This window comes from Kitasatospora sp. NPDC001095 (genome assembly GCF_053598615.1).
On the sequence record NZ_JBSFKQ010000047.1, the window covers coordinates 43046 to 62112 of the forward strand.

Genomic DNA, 19067 nt, shown 5'->3' on the forward strand with positions numbered 1-19067 from the left:
CGGACGACCCAAGCAGGGTACGCACTGACCGAACCGATACTGGGCCGGAGTCGGCATGTCGGTGACCGACGCACCCTTGAGGGGCGCGGCCTGCGGGATGGCAACCAGGTCTTCGACGCCGGCGTTCACGCCGAGATCCCGTCAATCCGGTGCCGGTGCGACCGCCCCGCCGTGCCGGCCGCGATCTCGATCGGGATGACCGGTCGGACGGACTCCAGGTCAACCCGGTGCTCCGGGGCCGAGTACCCCAACGGGCGAAGGACCGCCCGTCCGAACTCCAGTCCCACAAACACGAATTCACGCGGCTGATTGTTCTCCGTGCGGGTCAGATCCAGCACCACCTGGTGGAGCTGGTACTCGGCCTGCGGTCTTGCGACTTCGGGCATGGGGGTCTCCGTAGGTTGCGCTTCGCTCTCGCGTTGTCGCTTCGTGTAGCCATGGTGGACCGCAGCGCCCTACCATCGGAAGGTCCGCCATGTTTCAACTCCTTTCCTGCAACATGGGGCTGACCGCAAGAAACATGGCTTCTCCAGCGGGAAGCATGGAAGGCAAGGTGTCCGAATGGGCTGGGCTGAGCGGGAGCTACACCCTGAGAGGTCCGCGAGGGACCTCTACGGATCTGAGGTTCGACGACTCCGGAAGCTCCACGGCATGTCCCTGGACCGGTTGGCGGTGATCCTCAACGTCTCGAAGGGCCACCTCAGCCGGATCGAAGGCGGAGACTCCAAGGTGCCGGAGGGTATGTCAGAGGCGCTGGACATCGCGTTCGGCACCGACGGCTCGTTCCTCCGCCTCTATCCGCTGGCCAGCAAGGAAGACTTCCCCGACAAGTACAAACGGTTCATGGAGCTCTCCGAGCAGGCCATCTGCCACGAGGCTTACGAGACCACCGTTCCGGGCCTCCTCCAGACCGAGGATGTTGCCCGCGCCGTTCTTCAGGCTGGCGAACCGTTTGCCGCGGAAGAGGAGATCGACGACTGGCTGTCCAAGCGGCTTCGTCGCCAGCGCCGTCTTAACCGACAGCCCGCACCTTGCCGGTACTGGTTCATCCTCGACGAAGGTGTCATCCGACGCCCGATCGGCGGCCCAGAGGCCATGGCAGCCCAGCTCAGGCGGCTGCTGCATGTTTGCCAACTGTCACACGTCACGATTCAGATACTGCCGTTCAGCGCTGGCCAGCATTCCGAGATGGGCGGCTCGCTCACTCTCCTGACCAAGCCCGACCGTTTCGTTGCCGCGTACGAGGAGGGCAGCCGATCCGGCACCCTCTTCGAAGACGCAAACGAGGTGTCGCACCGCCAGGCACTCTACGATCTGCTGAGGGCCCAGGCTCTGTCTCCACGAGACACCGAAGCGATGATCAGTGCGGTACTGGAAGGATTCACCGATGCCATCCCCCGACATCACCCCCGCCCAGTGGCGGAAGAGTAGTTTTAGCAACGGAAACGGCGGAAACTGCATCGAAGTGGATGACGCCATCCCGGGCCGCGTCCGTGACTCGAAAGACCCGGACGGCCCTGTCCTTGCCTTCCCGGCCGACGCCTGGAGTGCGTTCGTTGCCGGTGTCCGGGCTGGCGAGTTCGGCAACGTCTGAGCCGCACCACCAGGGCCACCACGAAGGCCCCCGCCCATCCGGGCGGGGGCCTCTCGGCTACTCGGAGCCGGTCGGAACGGGACGAGGTCGCCCCCTCCGACACAACCGGGTCGGACGGGCCAAGTCGGCCACCTACCGGTCACTCGTCAACCAGTGCTCTTCGGCGATGCCCAGGACCTCAGCGCCCCCATCCGGGTTGAACCTGCTCATCCTGTGCCCTCACTCCTCTTCCCGCTCACACGGGCTTCCGTACCGACCGTAGCGGTTGGCACCGACACGGACGGTGCTTCGTGCCAAACCCCGTCACCCCATCGAGCTACCAATGAGGCGAAGCGCCCCCGGACGAACCGGGGGCGCTTCGACGGCATGGCGTTCGGGCTCACCGACCCCACGAAGCCACCCTCCGGGCCCACCAGGCGCGGGCCGTCTCGGTGTCGGCGTGCTCCGCCATCCACACGAAGTTTTCCGGGACCGGACCGACCTCCGACTTTCCGGCCTGCACGGGAGCGGCCCCCTCTGCGGACTCCTGGCCGACGTCGGCGGCCGGCGCCTGGTCCTCGATCACCTCGGCCTCGGCCGGCTCATCGTCGGCTGCTTCGAGGTAGCCGTTCACCAGGCGCACGGTCTCCTCGTACGCCTCGGTGTAGGTGTCCAGGAACTTCGTCCCGGCCCGCTGAGCGGCACCGGTCCCGTGAACGCTGTAGGACTTGGCCCGATCCAGCAGCCATCCAAGCGTGGCGTAGGTGACCCGACCACTGCCCCCGTTCTTCGCCCAGGTGCAGGCCTCCAGGTCCGCCAGGATCTCGGGGTTGTCCTTCAGCGTCCAGTACTGACCGGGCATACCCGAGGCAAGCGAGCCAGGCATCTTGAACTCATGCCGCCGCTGACGCGGGTCCTCGGGCTGGTAGTCCAGCTCATGGCGCGTGAGGACCGACTTCCAAGCCATCACCTCGGCGCCATTGGTGCTGTTGGCCTTCCACTCCCGGCAGATGTCCAGGAGTGCCCCGAGGGCGTCATTCGTCAGGCGGATCTTGGCGGAGTTGTTCGAGTTCCCCATGTCCAGGTTTTTGCAGGCGGTCATCAGGTCGACCTGTCCCTGCGTCTCGCACTCCAGGTGCCGTACGACGTACTTCCGCAGTGCGGCGGGCAGGTGGGTCTCAATCTCGTGGCTCATGGCATCTCTCTTTCCGGTCTGGCCTTCTTGGCTGTCGTTAAGGATGTTCAGTACGGGCACCTGGAGCTGTTCCGTGCACACGTCGCAATCGCAGGTGTGCTGTACGCAAATGCACCCGGGCTCGTCGCACAGCCGATCCGGCCCATGGCCGTTGCCCTGGTCGTACCAGGTCGGGTAGACGACGTGCTCTCGGTCGTAGCGGTGTCCGTGCGGCAACGGCTGTTCATAGCAGGGCTGTTGGGCCCGCCGGGCCGATTCCTTGTGCAGGAAGCCGGCCCGGCATTCAGTGCATTGCAGGTGCCCTTGCGGGCGTCCTCGAAGGATGTGCTTCACAGGAGCGCGAGGAAGGGGTTAACCGACTTCTCAGCAGGCGCCGAGGGCTTCGGGGAAGCCTTCCGGGCCGCCTTCGGCTTGGGGGCCGGCCGCTCCGTTTCCGGTCCCCCGGCGACCACCGACAGTCGGGGCTTGGACGCCGCCAGCTTCTTCGACTTCCCGGCCTTCTTCGTCTTCGGCTTCTTGGCCTTGACCGTCTTGGGCTCGACCACGGACTCGACCGTTCGAATCACCACCGGCTTGGACGGTTCAACCGTCGCCACCACCTCCGCGGGCTTGGTCGGCTTGGGTTGCTCGACCACCGCCGGTCCCGGTTCCACCAGGCGGTAGATCGTGGCGGGTGCTCCGCGACCACCGAGCCGTTCCCGAACCATGACCACGTCGTCCATGCCCTCGACAGTGGCCTTGAGAAGGGCCGCGCTGGCTTTCACCCCCAGCGCCCGCAGCATCATCGTCCCCGTGGCCTCACCGTCGTAGCGGGCCAGGATCTCCCTGATCACATCCGGAAGCTCCTTCACCTCGCGCGACCCGGCGCCGTTGGCGGCCTCACTTACCAGTCGCTCGACCGAGTTCATCGAGTAGGAGACAAAGGCCCAAGCCGCTTCAATGGCCTTCCGACTGATCTTGGTCTTCATCTCGGCCGCAGTAAGGACGGCAGCTACCCGAAGTACCTGTTCCGCGGACCGCTCCATGTAGCAGGAGACCCGTTCGGGGAGGCCGGCCAACCGCTCTTCGATCAGGTCGCGAAGCTCGTCGTACCGACGGCCGGCCTCTGCCATCAGCTGCATGACCCGGGGCTCACGTCGAGCCCATCGGTACGCCGCCGTCAGCGCCCTGTGCTCCTCGATCCGCTCCCGGTGGTTCCATGGCAGCCGCTTCGACGTCTCCACCATCACGGGCAAAATGCGGTTGAAGCTGCCCCCGAGGGCATCGGTACCGTCCACGTACCGCGCCCATTCACCGGGCGTGATGTGGGCGTGCATTCCGAGAAGCGGGCGTTCGACCTCCTGAACCCCGTCCCCGCCCTTGCCCTTGACGATGTTGCTGATGCGCTTCCCGTCCCACGCGGTTCGGAGGTGCTGGCTGAACGTCGGGCACCTACGGGCCCTCTTGAGGACGACCGGCCACTCCTCCTCAAGCAGCAGCGCGCGTCCGTCCTGTCCTGTCTCCGTGCCCGCCGTCTCCAGCTCCAGCTGAAAGAGCTGGTTCACCAACGACGGGCCCGAGGAAATCCCGCTGAACGTCCGAGCGTCCAGGAAGCCACCGATGCTCTTCGCCAGCACCTTCCGCGCCGTCCCGAGGGCGTACCCCTTCCTTCCCGCTGAGGACCGGCCGGCGAGCACCGTCCAGACCACCGCCGGCCGACCGTTCTCCATCACCACGTACCCCGCCAAGGCGGAGGAGTACAGCGCCAGGACGGCCGCGTAGATACCGACCGGATCGGCCTCCGACTCTGGAACTGCGGCTGCCACCGCCTCCCCGATCGGGCCGTACTTCATGCTCTCGAAGGCACTCATTTCCCTTAATTCCTTTCTCTCTACGCGCTGACAGTCATGGGCTCGTTGATATCCAGGGCCTCGCTCAGCATTCCGCCGAAGCGGTCCCGGTGTTCCTCGCACAGGTCCCAATCCAGGTCCCCGAGGGTGAGCCGTTCCACGGCCTCGACCACCGTCCCCGACTTGTTCCAGCACGCGTTGCAAAAGACCTGCACGATGCGCTTCGTGGCCATTAGTCACTCCTTCGTGTGTGCGGGTGTTCATAGCGAGGGCCGGGCCTCTTCGAGGTCCGGCCCTCGCCAAAATCAACCGTCAGTGGAATCCCTGGAAGCAAGCCGGGCACCCCGACTTGCCCATGGTCATCACGCGAATCTCTCGTAGGTCCGGCCTGGTACGGCGGACTTCGGCCGCCCACTTCGGACAGTCCCCTGTCCACATGAAGCCGTCCGCCTGAACGAATCCGAATGCCTTACGCAGTCTCATCTGCAACTCTCCTGACCTTCCTGAATGTGCGAGCGTTCATGGCGAAGGCCGGACCACCAGGGCCCGGCCATCACCAAGAGCGACCGCAGTTATCCGCCGAACTCGGCCACGATCCCGACCAACCCGAACGCGCTGGACTCGGTGATCTCAACCGTTTTCATCGACTCCCCACTCCGCCCCGTCCCGGTGTGCGGGTAGAGATATTCGTCTTCCCACTCGTCCCTCTCAACGGTCCCTTCTTCGGGCACCGGAACAGCGACCTTCGTAATCACGGTGGTGTTGATCTCAACGCCATCTTCATAGGCGTTGTTGATCTGCAACGTAACAATTGCTCGGGTCATCTCTAGCTCTCCTTCTCCATGTCTCCAGGGCACCCTTCGTGGGGTTCGACGCAGGCATGCATGCCGAGGGCTGTAACCCCGCCCTCCGCGAAAGCCAGGACCGCGAGGCCCTGGGCAATACCAACCCGCGATTTAGCCCGCCCCGGCCCCCCGAACTGCGCGACGTCCCCGTGTGAGGCGATCTGCTCAACCGCCGCGAGCCGCAAGGCTTCCATCTCGTTCTCCGACCTTCCACGGAGGTCCGCAATGCAAAGTGGCAGGAATCCCAGAAGGAATACCTGCCACGACTCCGGCACCGCCGTACTTCCGTCAGGGTCACTGACTACCCGACCGAACATCGGGTGGTGTCGGCTGCTCACGCCACAACCTCCAAGTTTGGCAGGATTCCCAGGCGCTTACGCTCGGCCCCATACGCCTCGGACACCACTCCCACCAGAAGCCCGATTACCTTGGAGGGGCAGGCATAGGTCAAGGACAGCTCTCCGCACGATGCGAAAAGCTGGGTGAGTGCAATTGCGCGCTCCTCGCCGGGCTGCATCGCGGCAACTTCCGTAGCCGCAGCACGCAACGTATTCGTGTCCTCAAGGAAAGTCTTGATCATGCTCACAGCTCTACTCCTGTCGCTTCCTTGTATGCCACGCGCACAGCCTTAGGGATGGCCCCACGCGTTCCCACCGTGAATCCGTTCGCGTTGCCCCACTCGCGGCAGAGCCGCATATGGCGGGCGTGATGTTCCGCGCGCTGGCGCGACTCATCGGCCTGTCTCCACCCCTCCTCCATCAGTTCCCGGGCAGCCGTCTCCTTGGCTTTCCGGGCGTCGTGAGAGGGCTTGTAGTTGTGGAAGTAGCGGACTTCCGGGGGTGTTACTTCCGAGGTGTCATTGGCATCACGCAATCCGACCTCCACCATGAACGCGCGCACTTCGTCATCCGTCGGCATTACCGCCTCCGAATCGGCTTCGAGGTGGCACCCATAGCCGGGTTTGAAACCATCTCACCAGCGCACGGCTCGCAATGCGGATATCTGGCAAAAAATGGTTCCCCGAACCGTGCGATTCCGACCCAATGGGTTGCCTCTCGACCGCAGTTGTTAGAGCAACCGCCCTCGTAGTTATTCGGGTAAGGCATTGACCGTTCCTCTCGTCTAGTGGCCAGCGCCACCACCAGGCCCCCGCGGCCGGCCTCAGGGCAGACTTCTCCCCGGGCCGGCGGATCTGGTGGTCACGCAAGCGACTAGCTGAGCCCCTGCTGACGACGTCGGATCGCGTGCTCGCTCGCCTCGGTGATCCGATCCGTAATGGCGGTGTGCGCGTCGCAGGTGCCGGGGGCCGTGCACTGCACGTACCGGGCCCGACGTCGTTCCAGGGCAATCCGGGTGGTGTGGAGCTCAACCCGCGTCAGGTACCACGGGCCCTCGCCCGGAAGGGTCTTCACAAGCGCACGGGCCGCGCTCACGTAGTCCGAGCTGGACCAAGTGGGAGCCGTCTTGGCCAGGGCCCGGCGAAGCGTGTTCCTGACGTAGGGGGCCTGGCAGACGTGGTCCACCTCCACCGCCCACGTGCACTCACCGTCGCGGATGGGGCCCAGTCGACCGCCGATGATCCCGGTGTCCGTCGGGTCGATCCCCCACTCATCGCGGTACGTGGAGATAGGAGTCCATGCCCAGTCGTCGAACACCCCGCCGTGATGCGGGCACAGCAGCACACGGACCCGCTCACCGGTCCGCTTGGAGTCCGTCCACCGGACCCCAGTGGCACCCTCCGGGCAGTGACCGACCGAGTCACTGACGAACACCTCGCAGAGGAACCCGGAGCGCTGAATGCCCGCGTGGATCTCCAGGATTTCCCGGGCCGCATTCTCCGTGGCAGCGCGAGCCAGGTAGGCGGTCACGCCGTTCCGCTCATCCCACGCGTAGACGTACCAGTCCTCGCCCTCATCGCGAACGTTGATCACGTATCCGCTGTAGTCGGGGGTGTACTCGGCCCCGAGCCGGGCGAAGCCGTCCCGGCTATCCGTCCAGTTGCTCATCTTCTCGCCTTCGGCTAGGTATTGGCTGTCGGCTGACAGGCCATGCAAAAGGCCGCTCCGTGGTCGGAGCGGCCTAGAGCAAAGCGGGTCAGACGAACGTCAGAAATCCGTTCCGCCGACCTCATAGGCATGGCCGTGGAGGCACACGACGTGTTCCAGATAATCGGCCTCCTTACCGAACCTCACGGCCGCCTCAGCTTCCGCGAAGTCGAACGCATAATCCCCGTCACTCGCCCACACTTGGAAAGCGACCCCCTTAGGGTCTGGGAAGTTCGGGTCAGAGTTCTTTTCGAGGTAGCGACACGACCACCGGAAGACGACCGTGAAGGGAGACCAGGGCTTCTCACGGGTTACGACGTCGCCCGTCGAATTGGTCCACCGGCCATCGGGCCAAACCGCGATGCAGTACCGGGCGGACATGTGGACGTACCAATTAAACGATTCATTGAAGACGGCCCACGGGTAGGCGTCGTTAGTGCTCCTGGGCCTGTATTCCATCGGGGCCTTGGAGCCCCAGTGTTGGAGGGCGGCACCCTCACTCTGTGCTTTAAGGAGTTGGGCGGTGTGACGGTTTCGCTTGGCCATGACTGCCCCTTTCGGCAGATGGTAGAGGCGGTTATCTGTCGGCTGACAGGCCATGCCCGGGGCCGGATTACCGGCCCCGACCAAAGCACGTCAGGAGTTTTGCTTTGCCATTTCGTCCGCAAGCTTCCCGACGCTCTCCGCGTACCGGGTGAGCGGGCAACGCGGAAATCCGTATTTCCACATGTCTCGGATTGCCTGCCGTGCCTCATGCTCTGCGGCAAAGGCTTCGAGGGAGAGTTCAGAATTGCTGATCACGTGCTCCGTCCTTTAGCTAGGGAGTGAAAGGCCATGGAACGGCCGGGCCGAGCCCGGCCGGACCAAAGCGCGTCACTCAGTGAACGGAAACCCAGTCACAGGCAGGCTGGAATCCCTGGTAGCAGTCATCCTGCTTGGAGTCGGCGAATCCGACATTGAACGTGCTCACAGACGCATCCGGGGCGGGCGGACAATCGGCCAGATATCCGATGTAGAACGAGCCCACCATGGCGCCCAGAAGTGCGGCACGGGCCAGGAAGTTACGCATAGAATCCCCATTTCCGACCTCACAGGCCCATCAGTTCAATCAACTCATCCACGGTCGGCGCGGGCTCATCCGAGAAGAGGTCAAGCTGTCCCCGCTGCTGCCACGCACGGACCTCTCGGCGGTAGCGCTCCTGGGCGTGTGCGTACTTGGCCGCCGCTTGGGGGTCGAAATCCGCCCGGCTGTAGTCGGACCACTTCCGACGTCCGTAAAGCCGACGCAGCATTTCCGTACGGTCGGCGTCCGTCATATCAATGTGCTCATTGCAGTACCGGCACCAGTAGCTTTCCGCCAGGAGGTCGATTGCCCCCGCCTGCTCAACGGTGCCCCAAAGCTGTTCACGGCAGACATGGGTGTTCGCCTCACAGCTGCAATCCGGGTCTTCCGAACCGCACTTGAATTCGTCCGAATGGTTGCGCTCCCACTCCAGAGCCGAATAGCGTTCCTCGTCCGCCACTGCATACGCCTCCAGGCGCCCCGTCCACTCCTGGACAGCGCGAATTGCCAGCGCGTCATCGGTGCGGACGTAAAGACGCTCGTAGTAGCCGCGAGCGAAGTGCGCGAAGGAGTGCACCTCCACGGACTCCGGGAACCTCTTCTCCAGGTCCTCGGTTATGACCACCCAGTTACTCTCCTCCAACGCGTCAGCGTCCCGGGTTTGCATGAAAGGAGTGGCGTACCACATGCGGGTGAAGTGGTCCCGGTCAACGTGGAACGAAAGCCCCTTGTGTGCTTCCACGGAAAGCTCTGCCAGCTTCGCCGCGAAAGGCATGACGGCCCGGATTCGGGCAATACGGCGCGTGCGGGTTCCAGACATGATTCATTCCCTCTCGGACTAGTAGATGTGGCCGGTGACGTCGTATTCGCCGTCGACCACCTGAATGGAGATCCCGTGCGGGCTCAGCACACCGCACCGGAAGTCACCCCGCCCGGGGGTTACTTCTTCCCCGTCAGTACCGCAGTGCTTCGCGCATTCCTTACGCGCCCTCTCGGCTGTTTCCTCGGCCCTCTCCCTCTTACGGTGCACCCCGAACAGGTCCCCGATTTCGTTCCAGACCACGTACTCCAAAGCCATTGCCTTACTTCCTTTCGCTAGATCTCGACCGAGGCGCCATCCTCGAATCAAGTTTTGAGGCAAAAAAAGGGGGACTTATCCCCGTGCCAGCGTGGCCGCGATCCCCAGCGCTTCGCCGTAGGTCTCGATGCCGAGATGCCCCCTATCAACCCTGAGCCGCCCTTCCCACTCCTCGACTTCCCAGACCACGTAAGGGCCCTTGTAGCGCTCCTCACAGACCACCACGGACTTGGCGGTGGGAGATGTGTCGTGTCGCATGCACGCGACCACGGGAAGGTTCTCGACATACTGAAGCTGATGCATTGGGTCCTCCTCGAAGCAACTCGACGGTCAGACAGAAACGGACCGACGCTTGGCCTTAATCCGGCAAGGAAGGCAGCGATTACGAGTGATGCAGCACGATGCGCGGGCGGTGAGGAACCCAATGGATTCAAACTGCCACCCGTTGCGCTCCGGGTCGAGCTTGCGCCGGATCAGGCCGTCTCGTGCCGCAGCGACCGCCGAATCGTCCCCGGTCGCAATGACGTCCAAGTTCCGAACGAAACCGCCGGACCGGTCCTGCACTTCAACCGTGTAGATGCGGTACTCATGCGTGTGGAATCCGCCTCGAATGACGCAGCCGCAAGAGGCTTTCACGAGCGTTTCGGACATACTTCTCCCTGGGTCTGATGCCGGCCTGAATCTGGACCCACCACACGTAGGTCCATCGAGAGCCGCATAGGTGTGACCCATATACGGCCCCGCAGGGTAGTTTTGGCGCTCCCTGCCGCGCTGCCTCATATACCCGCACCACATGTGCAAGAGGTACCGGCCCATAGTTCCGGTGAGGCCAGCCCCTACAGTGGCAAGGGCTGTCGACTGTGCTTCCCGCTCGCTCCCCAGTCCTTTCATTCTGGGATCAGTGCATTGGTCATCGCATGGTCAGTGCACAGTCATGGGTTTTACGTCAGTCGCGTGTCTGCCCCGTTTGCTCCCCGGTTTCCCGGATCGTCGCAGCACATAGGATCGTTTCGGCTGACGGTGCCAGGCTCCGTGAGCGCCTGCTAAACGCTCTCTCGGCCCGGTCCTAGGATTCTCTGGCCTGCCAACGCAGCTCCGCACACATACCGGTCCTCACGGCCTTTCGGTGTAGTGACCTGCCAGCGCATGCGCTGATGGTTTCACCGGCCTCTATTTGGATACCGGAAGCATGCGGCCCACAATGGCCGCTGATAGCCCCTTTGATGTTGTCAAGGTACTTCGGTCCCTTTGCAGTCCTTGGCGCTATTTTCCCGCGTCCCCGGTTGTAGCCCAGTTGGCGACTCTCACTCACCGCGTGAACCTGGGGGGCGTTACGTGCTAGGTACTTATCCGGTCCGCTTTGCGCTTGGGGAAGCTCTGATACCACTTCCCGCCGGTCCGACTCCCCTACTTGCCTTTCAGCCGGTTTCCCTTGCCCCTTCGGGGGCGGTACTTCCTGGCCGGGCCTTTCGGTGTTGCTTGTTCCGACAACCAGAACGCTAGGCACATGCCGTCCTCGAATCAAGTGGCATCTTGCAGCGCTGCCCACATAAACGCACGGAGAGTGCCCATTCGAGGGCCCTTAAAGGAGTAAGGGGAGAGGCTTGGTGCACATATGAGTTCAAAGCGGACACCTGACGAGTCGCCACACGCCTCAGTGACTACTCAAAGTTACACTCAGATCGTTATCTCAGCGTTACCAATTTCACTGAAACCCTGGTGGAAGTTCACGCCATCACCACAAGTGATGGCGCGTCAGATGCGTCCCAACCACCCCCAGACACCTGCCCTGACTAACCGTCAGACAGTGCCCCCCACCAGCACGTTCCCTAGGCGCCCCATGAATGAATCCACTCCCGCCCCCATCAATTCATTCATCTCCATACCACACATCCACCGGGGGTAATACATGCATGCGTTCACACAGGACCCACCGGGGGTGCCTTCCTCACCCTGTGTACGGGTTTGAATCTTTCCGAGGGGCTGGAGGGTGTCAGAGCCGGCCTGGCGGCCGGCGGGGGCTTCAGGGCTGCTCAGGAGCCGTTTCAGGGCCTCCATGGGGCCTTCTGGGCCCTCTCGGGGGCTGAAACGCCGCTCCGCGGCCTTCCTGAGGACGTTTGAATGAATGAAATCGGGGTTAGCGGGTGATGCCGGCCACTCTTCGGGCCAAGGTGTCCTCAACCAGACCGCGGGGACACATACATCTATTTTGTGGGGGCCTTTATATACCCCATCCCGAATGCAGAGAGCCCCCTCCGAGAAGGGGGCTCTCTCTCCGCACTGATGCCTCGATCCGCTGTCAAACAACTTATGCAGGTAGCTGCGGCTCTTGCCTCTGCTGGTTTGTACGACGGGGCTGCCTTCTGGGGGTCGGAACACCCGAGCCTTTCAGCCCAGACAGTGCACCTCGATGCATCTCCTTACCGCTCTCCAGGACGTCCGCAATGATACGTTCCACGGCAACAGTCCGTTGCTCTTCCGGGAGAGAGAGCGTCAGCCTCTCAGCGGTCAGAAAGTAGCCGTTCAGTACGGGCTGATTGAAGTACTGGTTCAACTGCTGCAAGGCTCGCTCATATGTCTGCATGTAGGTCCGGCTCAAGTAGGTGGTGAAGCTGGCCCCAATCACCCCGACCGATCCCACAAATAGACGATCTCCGTTGGAGTTCAGATTCCATCCCGCTACAAATGCCGTCGCCATGACGGCCAGGCCGACACCGAAGGCAATGATGCTGCTCCGGTAAGCTTTCTGGGCCTGCTTAGTGGCGATGTCATGATATGTGTCCAGCAAGGTTCGATTGAAATCAACTAGACTGGGAAGCTCCATCTTTTCTCTGAGACGATCGGCGGCCGATTCCAGGGCCCTCCTTTTGCGTTCCTCCTCTTCTAGCTTTCCCTTTCGAATGGAAAAGTAGACCACGGAAAGGCAGACAATGACCACTGCGACGCCACCCACAAGTAGGCCATAAAACCAGCTCGGCACTGCCTTAAGGGGCTTGTTGGGTGGATTTTGAAAAATCGCAACCACCGCAGCCCCAGTCGCCAGAACTGCAAGCATTATGGTCGCCGCAACTTCACGCCCAGATTTCGAGGCGAGGAACTTCGCGAATCCCGGTGTATCGATTTTGTCTTGCCCTGACGGTTCCGTGTTGCCCTCGTCCACGGTCCCCTCCTTTGCTCGCTGGGGCAGCAGACTTTACCGGCGGGAGCACGGAGATGTGGCCAGAACGAGAGCACCGAGATGCCTTCGAACAGTCGCTCCCCTATCGTCATCGGCATGACAGGGATCGTCGTCCTCTTCGAGCTGGACCAGGCCGCCCAGGCGGAAGGTCCGGTGGGCGAAGAGCCGGCCGTGCTCCTGGTGCACGCCGCCGGCCAGGACCCCGATGTCCCTGAGGGCCCGCTTCCGCGGACCTTCTGTGGGGAGGACACTGGCCCATGGAGCACTCGTATTACCGGCCTGAGAGGCCAGGCGACCCCTGGTACCCGGTTTATCTCCGCAACAGGCGCTGTCAGGCGTGCGAGGACGTTCTGAGGGGACTCTGAGGGGTTGCCGGCCCCCTGCCCGTTCGGATGGCCTCCAACCAGTGAGGTTGCGGGCCATCAACGGGACGTGGGAGGGTTTTCCCCTTCACCTCTCGTACGAGAGATGGCCCTGACTGGTGAGTAACCATGGTTGGGCAGAGGCGGTGTTGTCCTCGCATGAGGGATACCCCATGAATGTGGGGATGACTTGCTGGGCCTATGGCACAAGCCATAGGCCCAGTTCGTTGTTTCAGGCCCTCTCGGACACCTGGAGTGAGAGGTAGCGCCCGGTCGTGGTGGACTGCCGGTGGACGGCTCCTGCGACCAGGACCAGGCCGGAGCCGTCCGGCAGTCGGAAGCGGCCTCCGTGCGTGTCCACGGCGGATCTCAGGGCCACTCCTGTCTCAACCGGGTCACCGCCCTCACCCTAGTAGTGGGTACCATGCCCAGGTGCACCCATCAGGGAATCCGGCCCCGAGGCTCAATACCTCGGGGCCGGTGCCATCTCGGGCAGTCTCAGGCGACGGATGGGGTCGACGCAGTCATGTTGGAGACTCCGCTAAGCTGACTGTCAGTCAGTTCCTCGCCTGGATCAGAAGGGTTGCATCAAGGTGTCGGACATGCTCCTCGTGACAACCCAGATGGGCGTTGGGAAGACCCGTGCGGCGTTCCATGCGGCTCGCCTTTCGCGGAACATCCAGCTCTCCCTATTTCACTCGCTGGCGACTCCCTCAGCCGTTGCGGACCTCACCTCGGTTGAGGCCGCCGCCGCCGCAGAGCTGGCAAGGATCGACCGGAGCCTCAACGCATACGCCCATGTTTCCGTGGGCGAGTTGGCAGGTTGGCTTGTCCTCTACGCTCGGCAGGGTGCCCGGCGATTTGGCCAAGGGGCCTTGCTCTACGAGGTCTCCAGGACGCTGCCGAAGATCGAGACCCCGCCTGGCTTCAGGATGTCGGACGGGTTGCTAGACAAGTGGGTGGCCGAGTTCGAGAACGCCGTGCAGCGTTCCGGGCGAGTGAACCGGCGAGTCAGCACGAAGACCCGACTCCAGGCCCTCATCAAGCTCCTGGCCGACCTCCGGCTCCTGCTGGCGTTTCCTCCGCTGCCGAGCCGCGTTGGCCCGGCCAGGGCGGCCGGGGTCCGTCGCACCTGGGCCTGTGTCTGCGGCTCTGAACGATTGGCTGGCCCCGTGATCCCCCGAGGACCGGGGTCGAGTTCCCTGCCGGCCACCAGTCAGCAGGGGCACCACTTCGGTTGGAGTCTGGCCGCCTAACCGAGGTGCCCCCCTTCTCGGGGAACCTCCATGCCACAGATCACCCTGCCCGACAACACCCCGTGGTGGGCCGTCGGGCTGCTCGCCTTCCTCCTGGTGTTCGCGGTCGCCGTCCGGATCATGGCCGGCGCCGTGCTGCCTCGCCAGTCCGCGCACCGGCTCTCCTGGTGGCGCGAATGGTGGAAGCACCGTTCGACCAAGCGGGACCACGGCAATCCGCCGCCTACACCCGAACAGGACCAGGAGTCCGACCAGTCCAACCCTGCTCCGCCGGTTCGGTAGGCTCGGCCCCGAACAGGCACTGGATTCGACCCCTTGCCTGATGCGGCCGCAGGAGTGCCGCAACAAAAGACCCCCCTGGACTCCAGGGGGGTCTTCGGTCGTCTCACGTCCTCCCGCTTATCAGGCCACCGCCCCGCCGAGGGTGTGCGGGATACCGGTTGTGATGCTGTCGCACCAGTGTTCAGGGTCGGGTAGATCGAGCGAGGCCGCGAACAGGGCCGCCCTGCGGCGACGCTGATCATCCTTGTCCCGCGCCAACTCCGCGGCGACTATCGCTTCCCACCGTCGGGCCACGTCATCCGCGAAGCTCTGCCGTATGACCTCCTGCTGCGCGGAGGTCATGCTCGCGAACGCGATGATGTGCGGACGGACCAGGGTTGTTGCCTGACTGTGCGCGGTCTCGCGCAGATCGAGCAGTGGGACGGGTCGTGTGGGGGCACAGATGGTGTGCTTCGGCACCGTGAGCTGGATCGGCTCGACCGGGCCACAGATCACCAGGCGGTGGCGGCGGTGTCGCCCGCGAGCCGGCAGGCAGAGAACTAGGGCTCGGCGTACAAGCCAAGCGATAAGGTGGTGCATGTCGGACAGCTCCTTGAAAGCTGGTCGGCTTCACCCTCGGCGGCCGCTCCAACGGCTTCCGAGGGTTCTTTCGTTGTCGACGGTACTCAACATGTCCATACCTGTCCATGGCTATCCCTGGCTATGCCTGGTTGACCCTCACCGCTACGGTCGGGGGGTGCACGAGTTCAGCCCGTCCCGCCCGAAGTGGGAGCAGATTGCGGAGATCATCACCGAGCGGATCGCGGCTGGTGATCTTCAGCCTGACGACCGGCTGTCCGAGGTTCGGTTGACCGAGGAGTTCGGCGTGGACCGGAAGACCGTGCGGAAGGCGTTCGTCGCCCTGCGGGACGCCCGCCGAGTGGTCACCCGCAAGGGCATGGGCTCCTTCGTGACGCGCCCCGAAGTAGACGACCAGGCCCCGCCCGTCGAGGCGCTGTAGGGCCACGGGCAGCAGTGCGGCCGGCCGCCTGGCCGCGTGACCAACGGGTGACCAACAGCGGTCCTGAACAGCCAGAAACAGGCAGGATGCACCAGCACGGTGCACTGTCAAGACCGTGGCGTGTTAGGGTCATCCCCGCTGGTCAGAGCCTCACGGGCTGGTGCCCGAGAGGAGAGTTCAAGTCCCCCCTCGGACACCGACGAAAGGCCCCAGTTGATCTGGGGCCTTTCTGCTTTTCGGCTCCGGCTTTCTCCGCGTTCCTCCGCGTTCCCCCGCGAACAGGAGGATCCCCCTCGGAGTCCGCGGGGACTCCGAGGGGGATCCGCAGGTCAGGTCACTGCTGGTTCCAGGTGGCGCCCGCGCCCGTGAAGGAACCGTAGACGCCGGTCTCGTCGGCCCAGATCCAGAAGTCTGCGTGCGAGAGCCCGTCGGGGTTGACGGAGGACTGGGTGCTGGCGACGCCGGCACCGTTCTCGTTGGCGATGAACTGGCCCTTGCCGAAGGACGCGTCCAGGCCCTCCTGGGCCGAGGCCAGGCCGGCGCAACCGATCACCAGCGGGACGGTGAGGGCGCTGACGGCCAGGACACGCTTGAAAGCACGCATGCAGATCTCCTCCACGGAGTTTCGGGGTTCCAAGGCGGCGGTGGCGTTCCGCACCCCCGCGACTTCAGAGAGCCACGCCCCGCATCCCGCCGCAACCGACGCCGGAACCCGTACGGCCCTAACGCCCCGTCAGAATCGCCGCTCCTACCAGCGGAAATACAGTTCGTATGCCCATTTCTGAGGATCAGTCGGCTGGAGCACACCCTCCCCACTCTCCGCTCCGGCTCGCAGGTGGACGGCCGGGGCCAGGGCCGGGGGCGGGGGCCGGGCGTCAGCCGACTTCCACCGCCTCCGTTCGGCCGGCCGGGTCGGTCTGCTGCCTCGGCCGCCCGCGCAGCCACTCCGCGGTGATGAAGGCCGCCACCGTGGACACGATCAGCAGCGGCATCGAGTTCGCCGCCTCACCGCCGAGCAGGGCCTCGGCGAGGACGGTGCTGGTGACGGGCAGGCCGGTGACGGCGGCGGCGGAGGCCGCCAGGCCGACGGCCAGGGCCGGCGCGGTGCCGAAGCCGGGCAGCGGTGCGCAGGCCGTGCCGAGGGCCGCCCCGAGCAGGAGCGCCGGGAAGATCGGGCCTCCGCGCAGGCTTCCGAGGGCGATCGACCAGCCCAGCCCCTTGCAGAGCACGAGGGCGAGCAGCGCGGCGATCGACCAGGCGGCCGGGTCGGCGGCGAGCGCGGCCAGGGTGGCCTGTCCGGAGAGCGCGGCCTCCTCCGGGGAGCGCCCGGTGAGCAGGGCGTACGCGGCGAGGCAGCCTCCGACCGCGACCGCGCACAGCACGGTGCGCACGGCGGTCTGCCGGGCGGTGCCGGTCGTGGTGAGGGCCTTCACCCGGTGGCCGACGTTCTGGCCGACCACGCAGAACAGGGCGATCGCGACGGCCAGCGGGACGCCCCAGAGGAAGTCCGCCGCGTCCGGCACCCCGCTCTTCGGCACGTGCGGCAGCGACAGCGCGCCGGTCGCCAGGCCGGTCCAGTGGCCGAAGCCGGTGAAGATCAACGCACCGACCCCGCTGGCCAGCAGGCTGGGCAGGATCAGCGCGATCAGCTGCGGGCCGCCCAGCCCGGCCGCCTCGATCAGCATCACGGCGGCCACCAGCGGGCTGCCGAAGATGGTGGAGATCGCCGCCGCCGCACCCGCCGTGCCCAACACCGCGAACAGCTGCGGATGTTCGGCCCGTCTGGCGGACCGGAGGGTGAGCAGGGCGAGCCCGCCGCCGAGCGCCATCAGTGGCGCCTCCGGGCCGAGCACCACGCCGAGCGGCAGGCCGGCGAGCGCGGCCAGCACCACCCCGGGGACGGCGACCGGCGGGGTGGGCGGGCCGCCGAGCCCGTCCACCGGGACGTGGCCGCCGCGCCCGGGCAGCCGGGTCACGATCGGGGCGAGCAGCAGGCCGGCCAGCAGCAGCGCGGGCAACGGCCACCACCAGGGGGCGCGCCCGTAGCCGGCCGCCGTCGGCAGGCTCTCCCAGACCCAGTGCTGGAGTTCGTGCTCCAGGCTGACGAAGCCGAACGCGGCCAGCGAGACCGGGACGCCGACCAGCCCGGAGACCAGCAGCAGGCGGAGGTAGCCCCGGTGCAGCAGCACCTCGTGCAGGGTCGGACCGCCGTCAGGCTGCCGGGACGTCGTCGGCATCGCCGCTCCCTCGCGCTCCCGGGCCGCCCGCTGCCCGGGAGGCCGCGTCCTGCGACCGAGTCTCGCCCGGAGCCGGGAGCCCCGCACGGCGCACGGGCCGTCAGCGGGGCCGCGGCGGACCCGGCTGCTCCGAGCGGGTGAGGGCGGGGTTGAGGGCGGGGGTGACGGACGGGTGGGGGCGAGGGTGGCGGCCCGGGTGGGGTCAGACCTGGCGGGCGTCGGTGCCCAGCGCGCTCTCGATGCCCTGGACCATCCGCCACAGCGGCGCCCGGCGGCTGGCGACCAGGACCACGACGTCGTCGGACTCGCCCTCGGCGGCGCCCTCGGCCGGGCGGTCGCCCCAGGTGCCGGTGACGAAGGCCATCGCCGCGTCCACCTCGGCCACCCAGTCGCTCTCCCCGCCCGAGCGCAACCAGGTGCGCAGGGCGTGGTTGTGCGCGGCGACGACGGCGGCGGCGATCACGTCCGCCCGCAGCGGGCCGTCCGGGCGGTCGGCGAAGCGGCCGCGCAGGTACGCGGCGAGGGTGTGCTCGTAGCGCCAGACCACGGACAGCTCGTACGCCCGCAGGCCGGGCACCTTGCGGGTCAGCCGGTAGCGCTGGACGGAGAAGGAGGGCTGCTCGGCGTACATCCGCAGGACCAGGCGGGCGGCGTCGCAGGCGTGCCTGACCGGGTCCTCCTCGCCGGTGCCGGACTCCAGGAACTCCGTCATCTCGGCGAGGCTGCGCTCGTGGTCGGGGAAGACCACGTCCTCCTTGGCCGGGAAGTAGCGGAAGAAGGAGCGCCGGCCGACGCCGGCCAGCGACACGATGTCGTCGACGGTCGTCTGTTCGAAGCCGCGCTCCAGGAAGAGCTCGAAGGCCGCGGCCACCAGCGCCTCGCGCATCGCCGGCTTCGAGGGCCCGTCGTTCATGGGCTGGTCCTGCTCTTCCTTCTCGCTCATTCACCGGAACTTAGCATCGGGAGGATGCGTCGGCCCCCGACGGCCGGGCGGCTGACCGGCCCGGCCGTCGGGGGGGTGTCGGCGCGGGTTACGGGAGGTTGCGGGCCATCACGATCCGCTGGACCTGGTTGGTCCCCTCGTAGATCTGCGTGATCTTCGCGTCCCGCATCATCCGCTCCAC

General features: G+C 65.3%; 27 protein-coding genes. 5 read left to right on the forward strand and 22 right to left on the reverse strand.

Features of this window, described 5'->3' with window-relative positions:
* Positions 1-125 precede the first annotated feature (125 nt).
* A complete protein-coding gene (locus ACWDBB_RS28940; RefSeq protein ID WP_449792396.1) occupies positions 126-386 on the reverse strand; it encodes a hypothetical protein in 261 nt (86 codons plus the stop codon).
* Between the two features lie 265 nt (positions 387-651).
* On the opposite strand from ACWDBB_RS28940, the gene ACWDBB_RS28945 reads away from it, so the two are divergent.
* Positions 652-1431, forward strand: coding sequence for a helix-turn-helix domain-containing protein (locus ACWDBB_RS28945; RefSeq protein WP_449792397.1), 780 nt, complete (start codon positions 652-654; stop codon positions 1429-1431).
* Positions 1388-1594 carry a DUF397 domain-containing protein gene (locus ACWDBB_RS28950; protein WP_449792398.1) on the forward strand — a complete coding sequence of 69 codons (207 nt, stop codon included), beginning with the start codon at positions 1388-1390 and terminating at the stop codon, positions 1592-1594. The genes ACWDBB_RS28945 and ACWDBB_RS28950 overlap by 44 nt, the downstream gene beginning before the upstream one ends.
* Before the next feature lie 379 nt (positions 1595-1973).
* Here the strand turns inward: ACWDBB_RS28950 and ACWDBB_RS28955 are convergent, their stop codons facing one another.
* The 16 genes from ACWDBB_RS28955 to ACWDBB_RS29030 all read right to left on the reverse strand — a co-directional run bounded on the left by ACWDBB_RS28955 (position 1974) and on the right by ACWDBB_RS29030 (position 13529).
* The gene (locus ACWDBB_RS28955) at positions 1974-3101 is read right to left on the reverse strand and encodes a hypothetical protein (RefSeq protein ID WP_449792399.1); all 1128 of its coding nucleotides are present in this window, start codon (positions 3099-3101) and stop codon (positions 1974-1976) included.
* A complete protein-coding gene (locus ACWDBB_RS28960) occupies positions 3098-4618 on the reverse strand; it encodes a DUF3987 domain-containing protein (RefSeq protein WP_449792400.1) in 1521 nt (506 codons plus the stop codon). Before ACWDBB_RS28960 ends, ACWDBB_RS28955 begins: the two co-directional genes overlap by 4 nt.
* Positions 4619-4638: 20 nt before the next feature.
* Positions 4639-4830: a hypothetical protein gene (locus ACWDBB_RS28965; RefSeq protein ID WP_449792401.1), complete on the reverse strand. Its 192-nt coding sequence runs from the start codon at positions 4828-4830 to the stop codon at positions 4639-4641.
* Positions 4831-5169: 339 nt separating this feature from the next.
* Positions 5170-5421, reverse strand: a complete 252-nt coding sequence (locus ACWDBB_RS28970; protein ID WP_449792402.1) for a hypothetical protein — start codon at positions 5419-5421, stop codon at positions 5170-5172.
* Positions 5422-5776: 355 nt separating this feature from the next.
* Positions 5777-6028, reverse strand: a complete 252-nt coding sequence (locus ACWDBB_RS28975) for a hypothetical protein (protein ID WP_449792403.1) — start codon at positions 6026-6028, stop codon at positions 5777-5779.
* Positions 6025-6360, reverse strand: coding sequence for an Lsr2 family DNA-binding protein (locus tag ACWDBB_RS28980; protein ID WP_449792404.1), 336 nt, complete (start codon positions 6358-6360; stop codon positions 6025-6027). Before ACWDBB_RS28980 ends, ACWDBB_RS28975 begins: the two co-directional genes overlap by 4 nt.
* A gap of 293 nt (positions 6361-6653) precedes the next feature.
* Positions 6654-7448, reverse strand: coding sequence for a hypothetical protein (locus tag ACWDBB_RS28985; protein ID WP_449792405.1), 795 nt, complete (start codon positions 7446-7448; stop codon positions 6654-6656).
* Positions 7449-7547: 99 nt separating this feature from the next.
* Positions 7548-8033: a hypothetical protein gene (locus tag ACWDBB_RS28990; protein WP_449792406.1), complete on the reverse strand. Its 486-nt coding sequence runs from the start codon at positions 8031-8033 to the stop codon at positions 7548-7550.
* A 90-nt stretch (positions 8034-8123) separates the two neighbouring features.
* Positions 8124-8288, reverse strand: a complete 165-nt coding sequence (locus ACWDBB_RS28995; protein WP_449792407.1) for a hypothetical protein — start codon at positions 8286-8288, stop codon at positions 8124-8126.
* Positions 8289-8364: 76 nt separating this feature from the next.
* Entirely contained in the window at positions 8365-8556 is a 192-nt protein-coding gene (locus ACWDBB_RS29000) for a hypothetical protein (RefSeq protein ID WP_449792408.1), read from the reverse strand.
* Positions 8557-8575: 19 nt separating this feature from the next.
* Positions 8576-9370, reverse strand: a complete 795-nt coding sequence (locus tag ACWDBB_RS29005; protein WP_449792409.1) for a hypothetical protein — start codon at positions 9368-9370, stop codon at positions 8576-8578.
* An 18-nt stretch (positions 9371-9388) separates the two neighbouring features.
* Complete coding sequence (locus ACWDBB_RS29010) at positions 9389-9628, reverse strand: hypothetical protein (RefSeq protein ID WP_449792410.1); 240 nt, start codon at positions 9626-9628, stop codon at positions 9389-9391.
* A 75-nt stretch (positions 9629-9703) separates the two neighbouring features.
* The gene (locus tag ACWDBB_RS29015; RefSeq protein WP_449792411.1) at positions 9704-9931 is read right to left on the reverse strand and encodes a hypothetical protein; all 228 of its coding nucleotides are present in this window, start codon (positions 9929-9931) and stop codon (positions 9704-9706) included.
* 27 nt (positions 9932-9958) lie between these two features.
* Positions 9959-10279, reverse strand: coding sequence for a hypothetical protein (locus tag ACWDBB_RS29020; protein ID WP_449792412.1), 321 nt, complete (start codon positions 10277-10279; stop codon positions 9959-9961).
* 1657 nt (positions 10280-11936) lie between these two features.
* Positions 11937-12788 (reverse strand): hypothetical protein, encoded by an 852-nt coding sequence (locus ACWDBB_RS29025; protein ID WP_449792413.1) that lies wholly within the window; start codon positions 12786-12788, stop codon positions 11937-11939.
* A 612-nt stretch (positions 12789-13400) separates the two neighbouring features.
* A complete protein-coding gene (locus ACWDBB_RS29030; RefSeq protein WP_449792414.1) occupies positions 13401-13529 on the reverse strand; it encodes a hypothetical protein in 129 nt (42 codons plus the stop codon).
* Between the two features lie 241 nt (positions 13530-13770).
* Between ACWDBB_RS29030 and ACWDBB_RS29035 the strand changes: the two genes are divergently transcribed.
* Entirely contained in the window at positions 13771-14424 is a 654-nt protein-coding gene (locus tag ACWDBB_RS29035) for a hypothetical protein (RefSeq protein ID WP_449792415.1), read from the forward strand.
* Positions 14425-14454: 30 nt separating this feature from the next.
* Positions 14455-14706 (forward strand): hypothetical protein, encoded by a 252-nt coding sequence (locus tag ACWDBB_RS29040; protein WP_449792416.1) that lies wholly within the window; start codon positions 14455-14457, stop codon positions 14704-14706.
* 120 nt (positions 14707-14826) lie between these two features.
* Here the strand turns inward: ACWDBB_RS29040 and ACWDBB_RS29045 are convergent, their stop codons facing one another.
* On the reverse strand, positions 14827-15285 hold the full coding sequence (locus ACWDBB_RS29045) for a hypothetical protein (RefSeq protein ID WP_449792417.1): 459 nt from the start codon (positions 15283-15285) through the stop codon (positions 14827-14829).
* A 157-nt stretch (positions 15286-15442) separates the two neighbouring features.
* Between ACWDBB_RS29045 and ACWDBB_RS29050 the strand changes: the two genes are divergently transcribed.
* Positions 15443-15706, forward strand: coding sequence for a GntR family transcriptional regulator (locus ACWDBB_RS29050; protein WP_449792418.1), 264 nt, complete (start codon positions 15443-15445; stop codon positions 15704-15706).
* Between the two features lie 334 nt (positions 15707-16040).
* Here the strand turns inward: ACWDBB_RS29050 and ACWDBB_RS29055 are convergent, their stop codons facing one another.
* The 4 genes from ACWDBB_RS29055 to ACWDBB_RS29070 form a co-directional block, all read right to left on the reverse strand.
* Entirely contained in the window at positions 16041-16310 is a 270-nt protein-coding gene (locus ACWDBB_RS29055) for a hypothetical protein (protein WP_449792419.1), read from the reverse strand.
* A 271-nt stretch (positions 16311-16581) separates the two neighbouring features.
* Positions 16582-17943, reverse strand: coding sequence for a chloride channel protein (locus tag ACWDBB_RS29060; RefSeq protein ID WP_449792420.1), 1362 nt, complete (start codon positions 17941-17943; stop codon positions 16582-16584).
* 202 nt (positions 17944-18145) lie between these two features.
* Entirely contained in the window at positions 18146-18829 is a 684-nt protein-coding gene (locus tag ACWDBB_RS29065; RefSeq protein ID WP_449792422.1) for a TetR family transcriptional regulator, read from the reverse strand.
* Between the two features lie 145 nt (positions 18830-18974).
* Positions 18975-19067, reverse strand: a 93-nt coding sequence (locus ACWDBB_RS29070) for an acyl-CoA dehydrogenase family protein (protein WP_132919430.1), incomplete at its 5' end; no start/stop codon positions are given.

What these genes read in the sequence shown, in the direction of transcription:
- ACWDBB_RS28940 (WP_449792396.1), bottom strand. Translation starts at nt 386, where the DNA reads ATGCCCGAAGTCGCAAGACCGCAGGCCGAGTACCAGCTCCACCAGGTG.
- ACWDBB_RS28945 (WP_449792397.1), top strand. Translation starts at nt 652, where the DNA reads ATGTCCCTGGACCGGTTGGCGGTGATCCTCAACGTCTCGAAGGGCCAC.
- ACWDBB_RS28950 (WP_449792398.1), top strand. Translation starts at nt 1,388, where the DNA reads ATGCCATCCCCCGACATCACCCCCGCCCAGTGGCGGAAGAGTAGTTTT.
- ACWDBB_RS28960 (WP_449792400.1), bottom strand. Translation starts at nt 4,618, where the DNA reads ATGAGTGCCTTCGAGAGCATGAAGTACGGCCCGATCGGGGAGGCGGTG.
- ACWDBB_RS28965 (WP_449792401.1), bottom strand. Translation starts at nt 4,830, where the DNA reads ATGGCCACGAAGCGCATCGTGCAGGTCTTTTGCAACGCGTGCTGGAAC.
- ACWDBB_RS28970 (WP_449792402.1), bottom strand. Translation starts at nt 5,421, where the DNA reads ATGACCCGAGCAATTGTTACGTTGCAGATCAACAACGCCTATGAAGAT.
- ACWDBB_RS28980 (WP_449792404.1), bottom strand. Translation starts at nt 6,360, where the DNA reads ATGCCGACGGATGACGAAGTGCGCGCGTTCATGGTGGAGGTCGGATTG.
- ACWDBB_RS28985 (WP_449792405.1), bottom strand. Translation starts at nt 7,448, where the DNA reads ATGAGCAACTGGACGGATAGCCGGGACGGCTTCGCCCGGCTCGGGGCC.
- ACWDBB_RS28990 (WP_449792406.1), bottom strand. Translation starts at nt 8,033, where the DNA reads ATGGCCAAGCGAAACCGTCACACCGCCCAACTCCTTAAAGCACAGAGT.
- ACWDBB_RS29000 (WP_449792408.1), bottom strand. Translation starts at nt 8,556, where the DNA reads ATGCGTAACTTCCTGGCCCGTGCCGCACTTCTGGGCGCCATGGTGGGC.
- ACWDBB_RS29005 (WP_449792409.1), bottom strand. Translation starts at nt 9,370, where the DNA reads ATGTCTGGAACCCGCACGCGCCGTATTGCCCGAATCCGGGCCGTCATG.
- ACWDBB_RS29010 (WP_449792410.1), bottom strand. Translation starts at nt 9,628, where the DNA reads ATGGCTTTGGAGTACGTGGTCTGGAACGAAATCGGGGACCTGTTCGGG.
- ACWDBB_RS29015 (WP_449792411.1), bottom strand. Translation starts at nt 9,931, where the DNA reads ATGCATCAGCTTCAGTATGTCGAGAACCTTCCCGTGGTCGCGTGCATG.
- ACWDBB_RS29020 (WP_449792412.1), bottom strand. Translation starts at nt 10,279, where the DNA reads ATGTCCGAAACGCTCGTGAAAGCCTCTTGCGGCTGCGTCATTCGAGGC.
- ACWDBB_RS29035 (WP_449792415.1), top strand. Translation starts at nt 13,771, where the DNA reads ATGCTCCTCGTGACAACCCAGATGGGCGTTGGGAAGACCCGTGCGGCG.
- ACWDBB_RS29040 (WP_449792416.1), top strand. Translation starts at nt 14,455, where the DNA reads ATGCCACAGATCACCCTGCCCGACAACACCCCGTGGTGGGCCGTCGGG.
- ACWDBB_RS29045 (WP_449792417.1), bottom strand. Translation starts at nt 15,285, where the DNA reads ATGCACCACCTTATCGCTTGGCTTGTACGCCGAGCCCTAGTTCTCTGC.
- ACWDBB_RS29055 (WP_449792419.1), bottom strand. Translation starts at nt 16,310, where the DNA reads ATGCGTGCTTTCAAGCGTGTCCTGGCCGTCAGCGCCCTCACCGTCCCG.
- ACWDBB_RS29060 (WP_449792420.1), bottom strand. Translation starts at nt 17,943, where the DNA reads ATGCCGACGACGTCCCGGCAGCCTGACGGCGGTCCGACCCTGCACGAG.
- ACWDBB_RS29065 (WP_449792422.1), bottom strand. Translation starts at nt 18,829, where the DNA reads ATGCGCGAGGCGCTGGTGGCCGCGGCCTTCGAGCTCTTCCTGGAGCGC.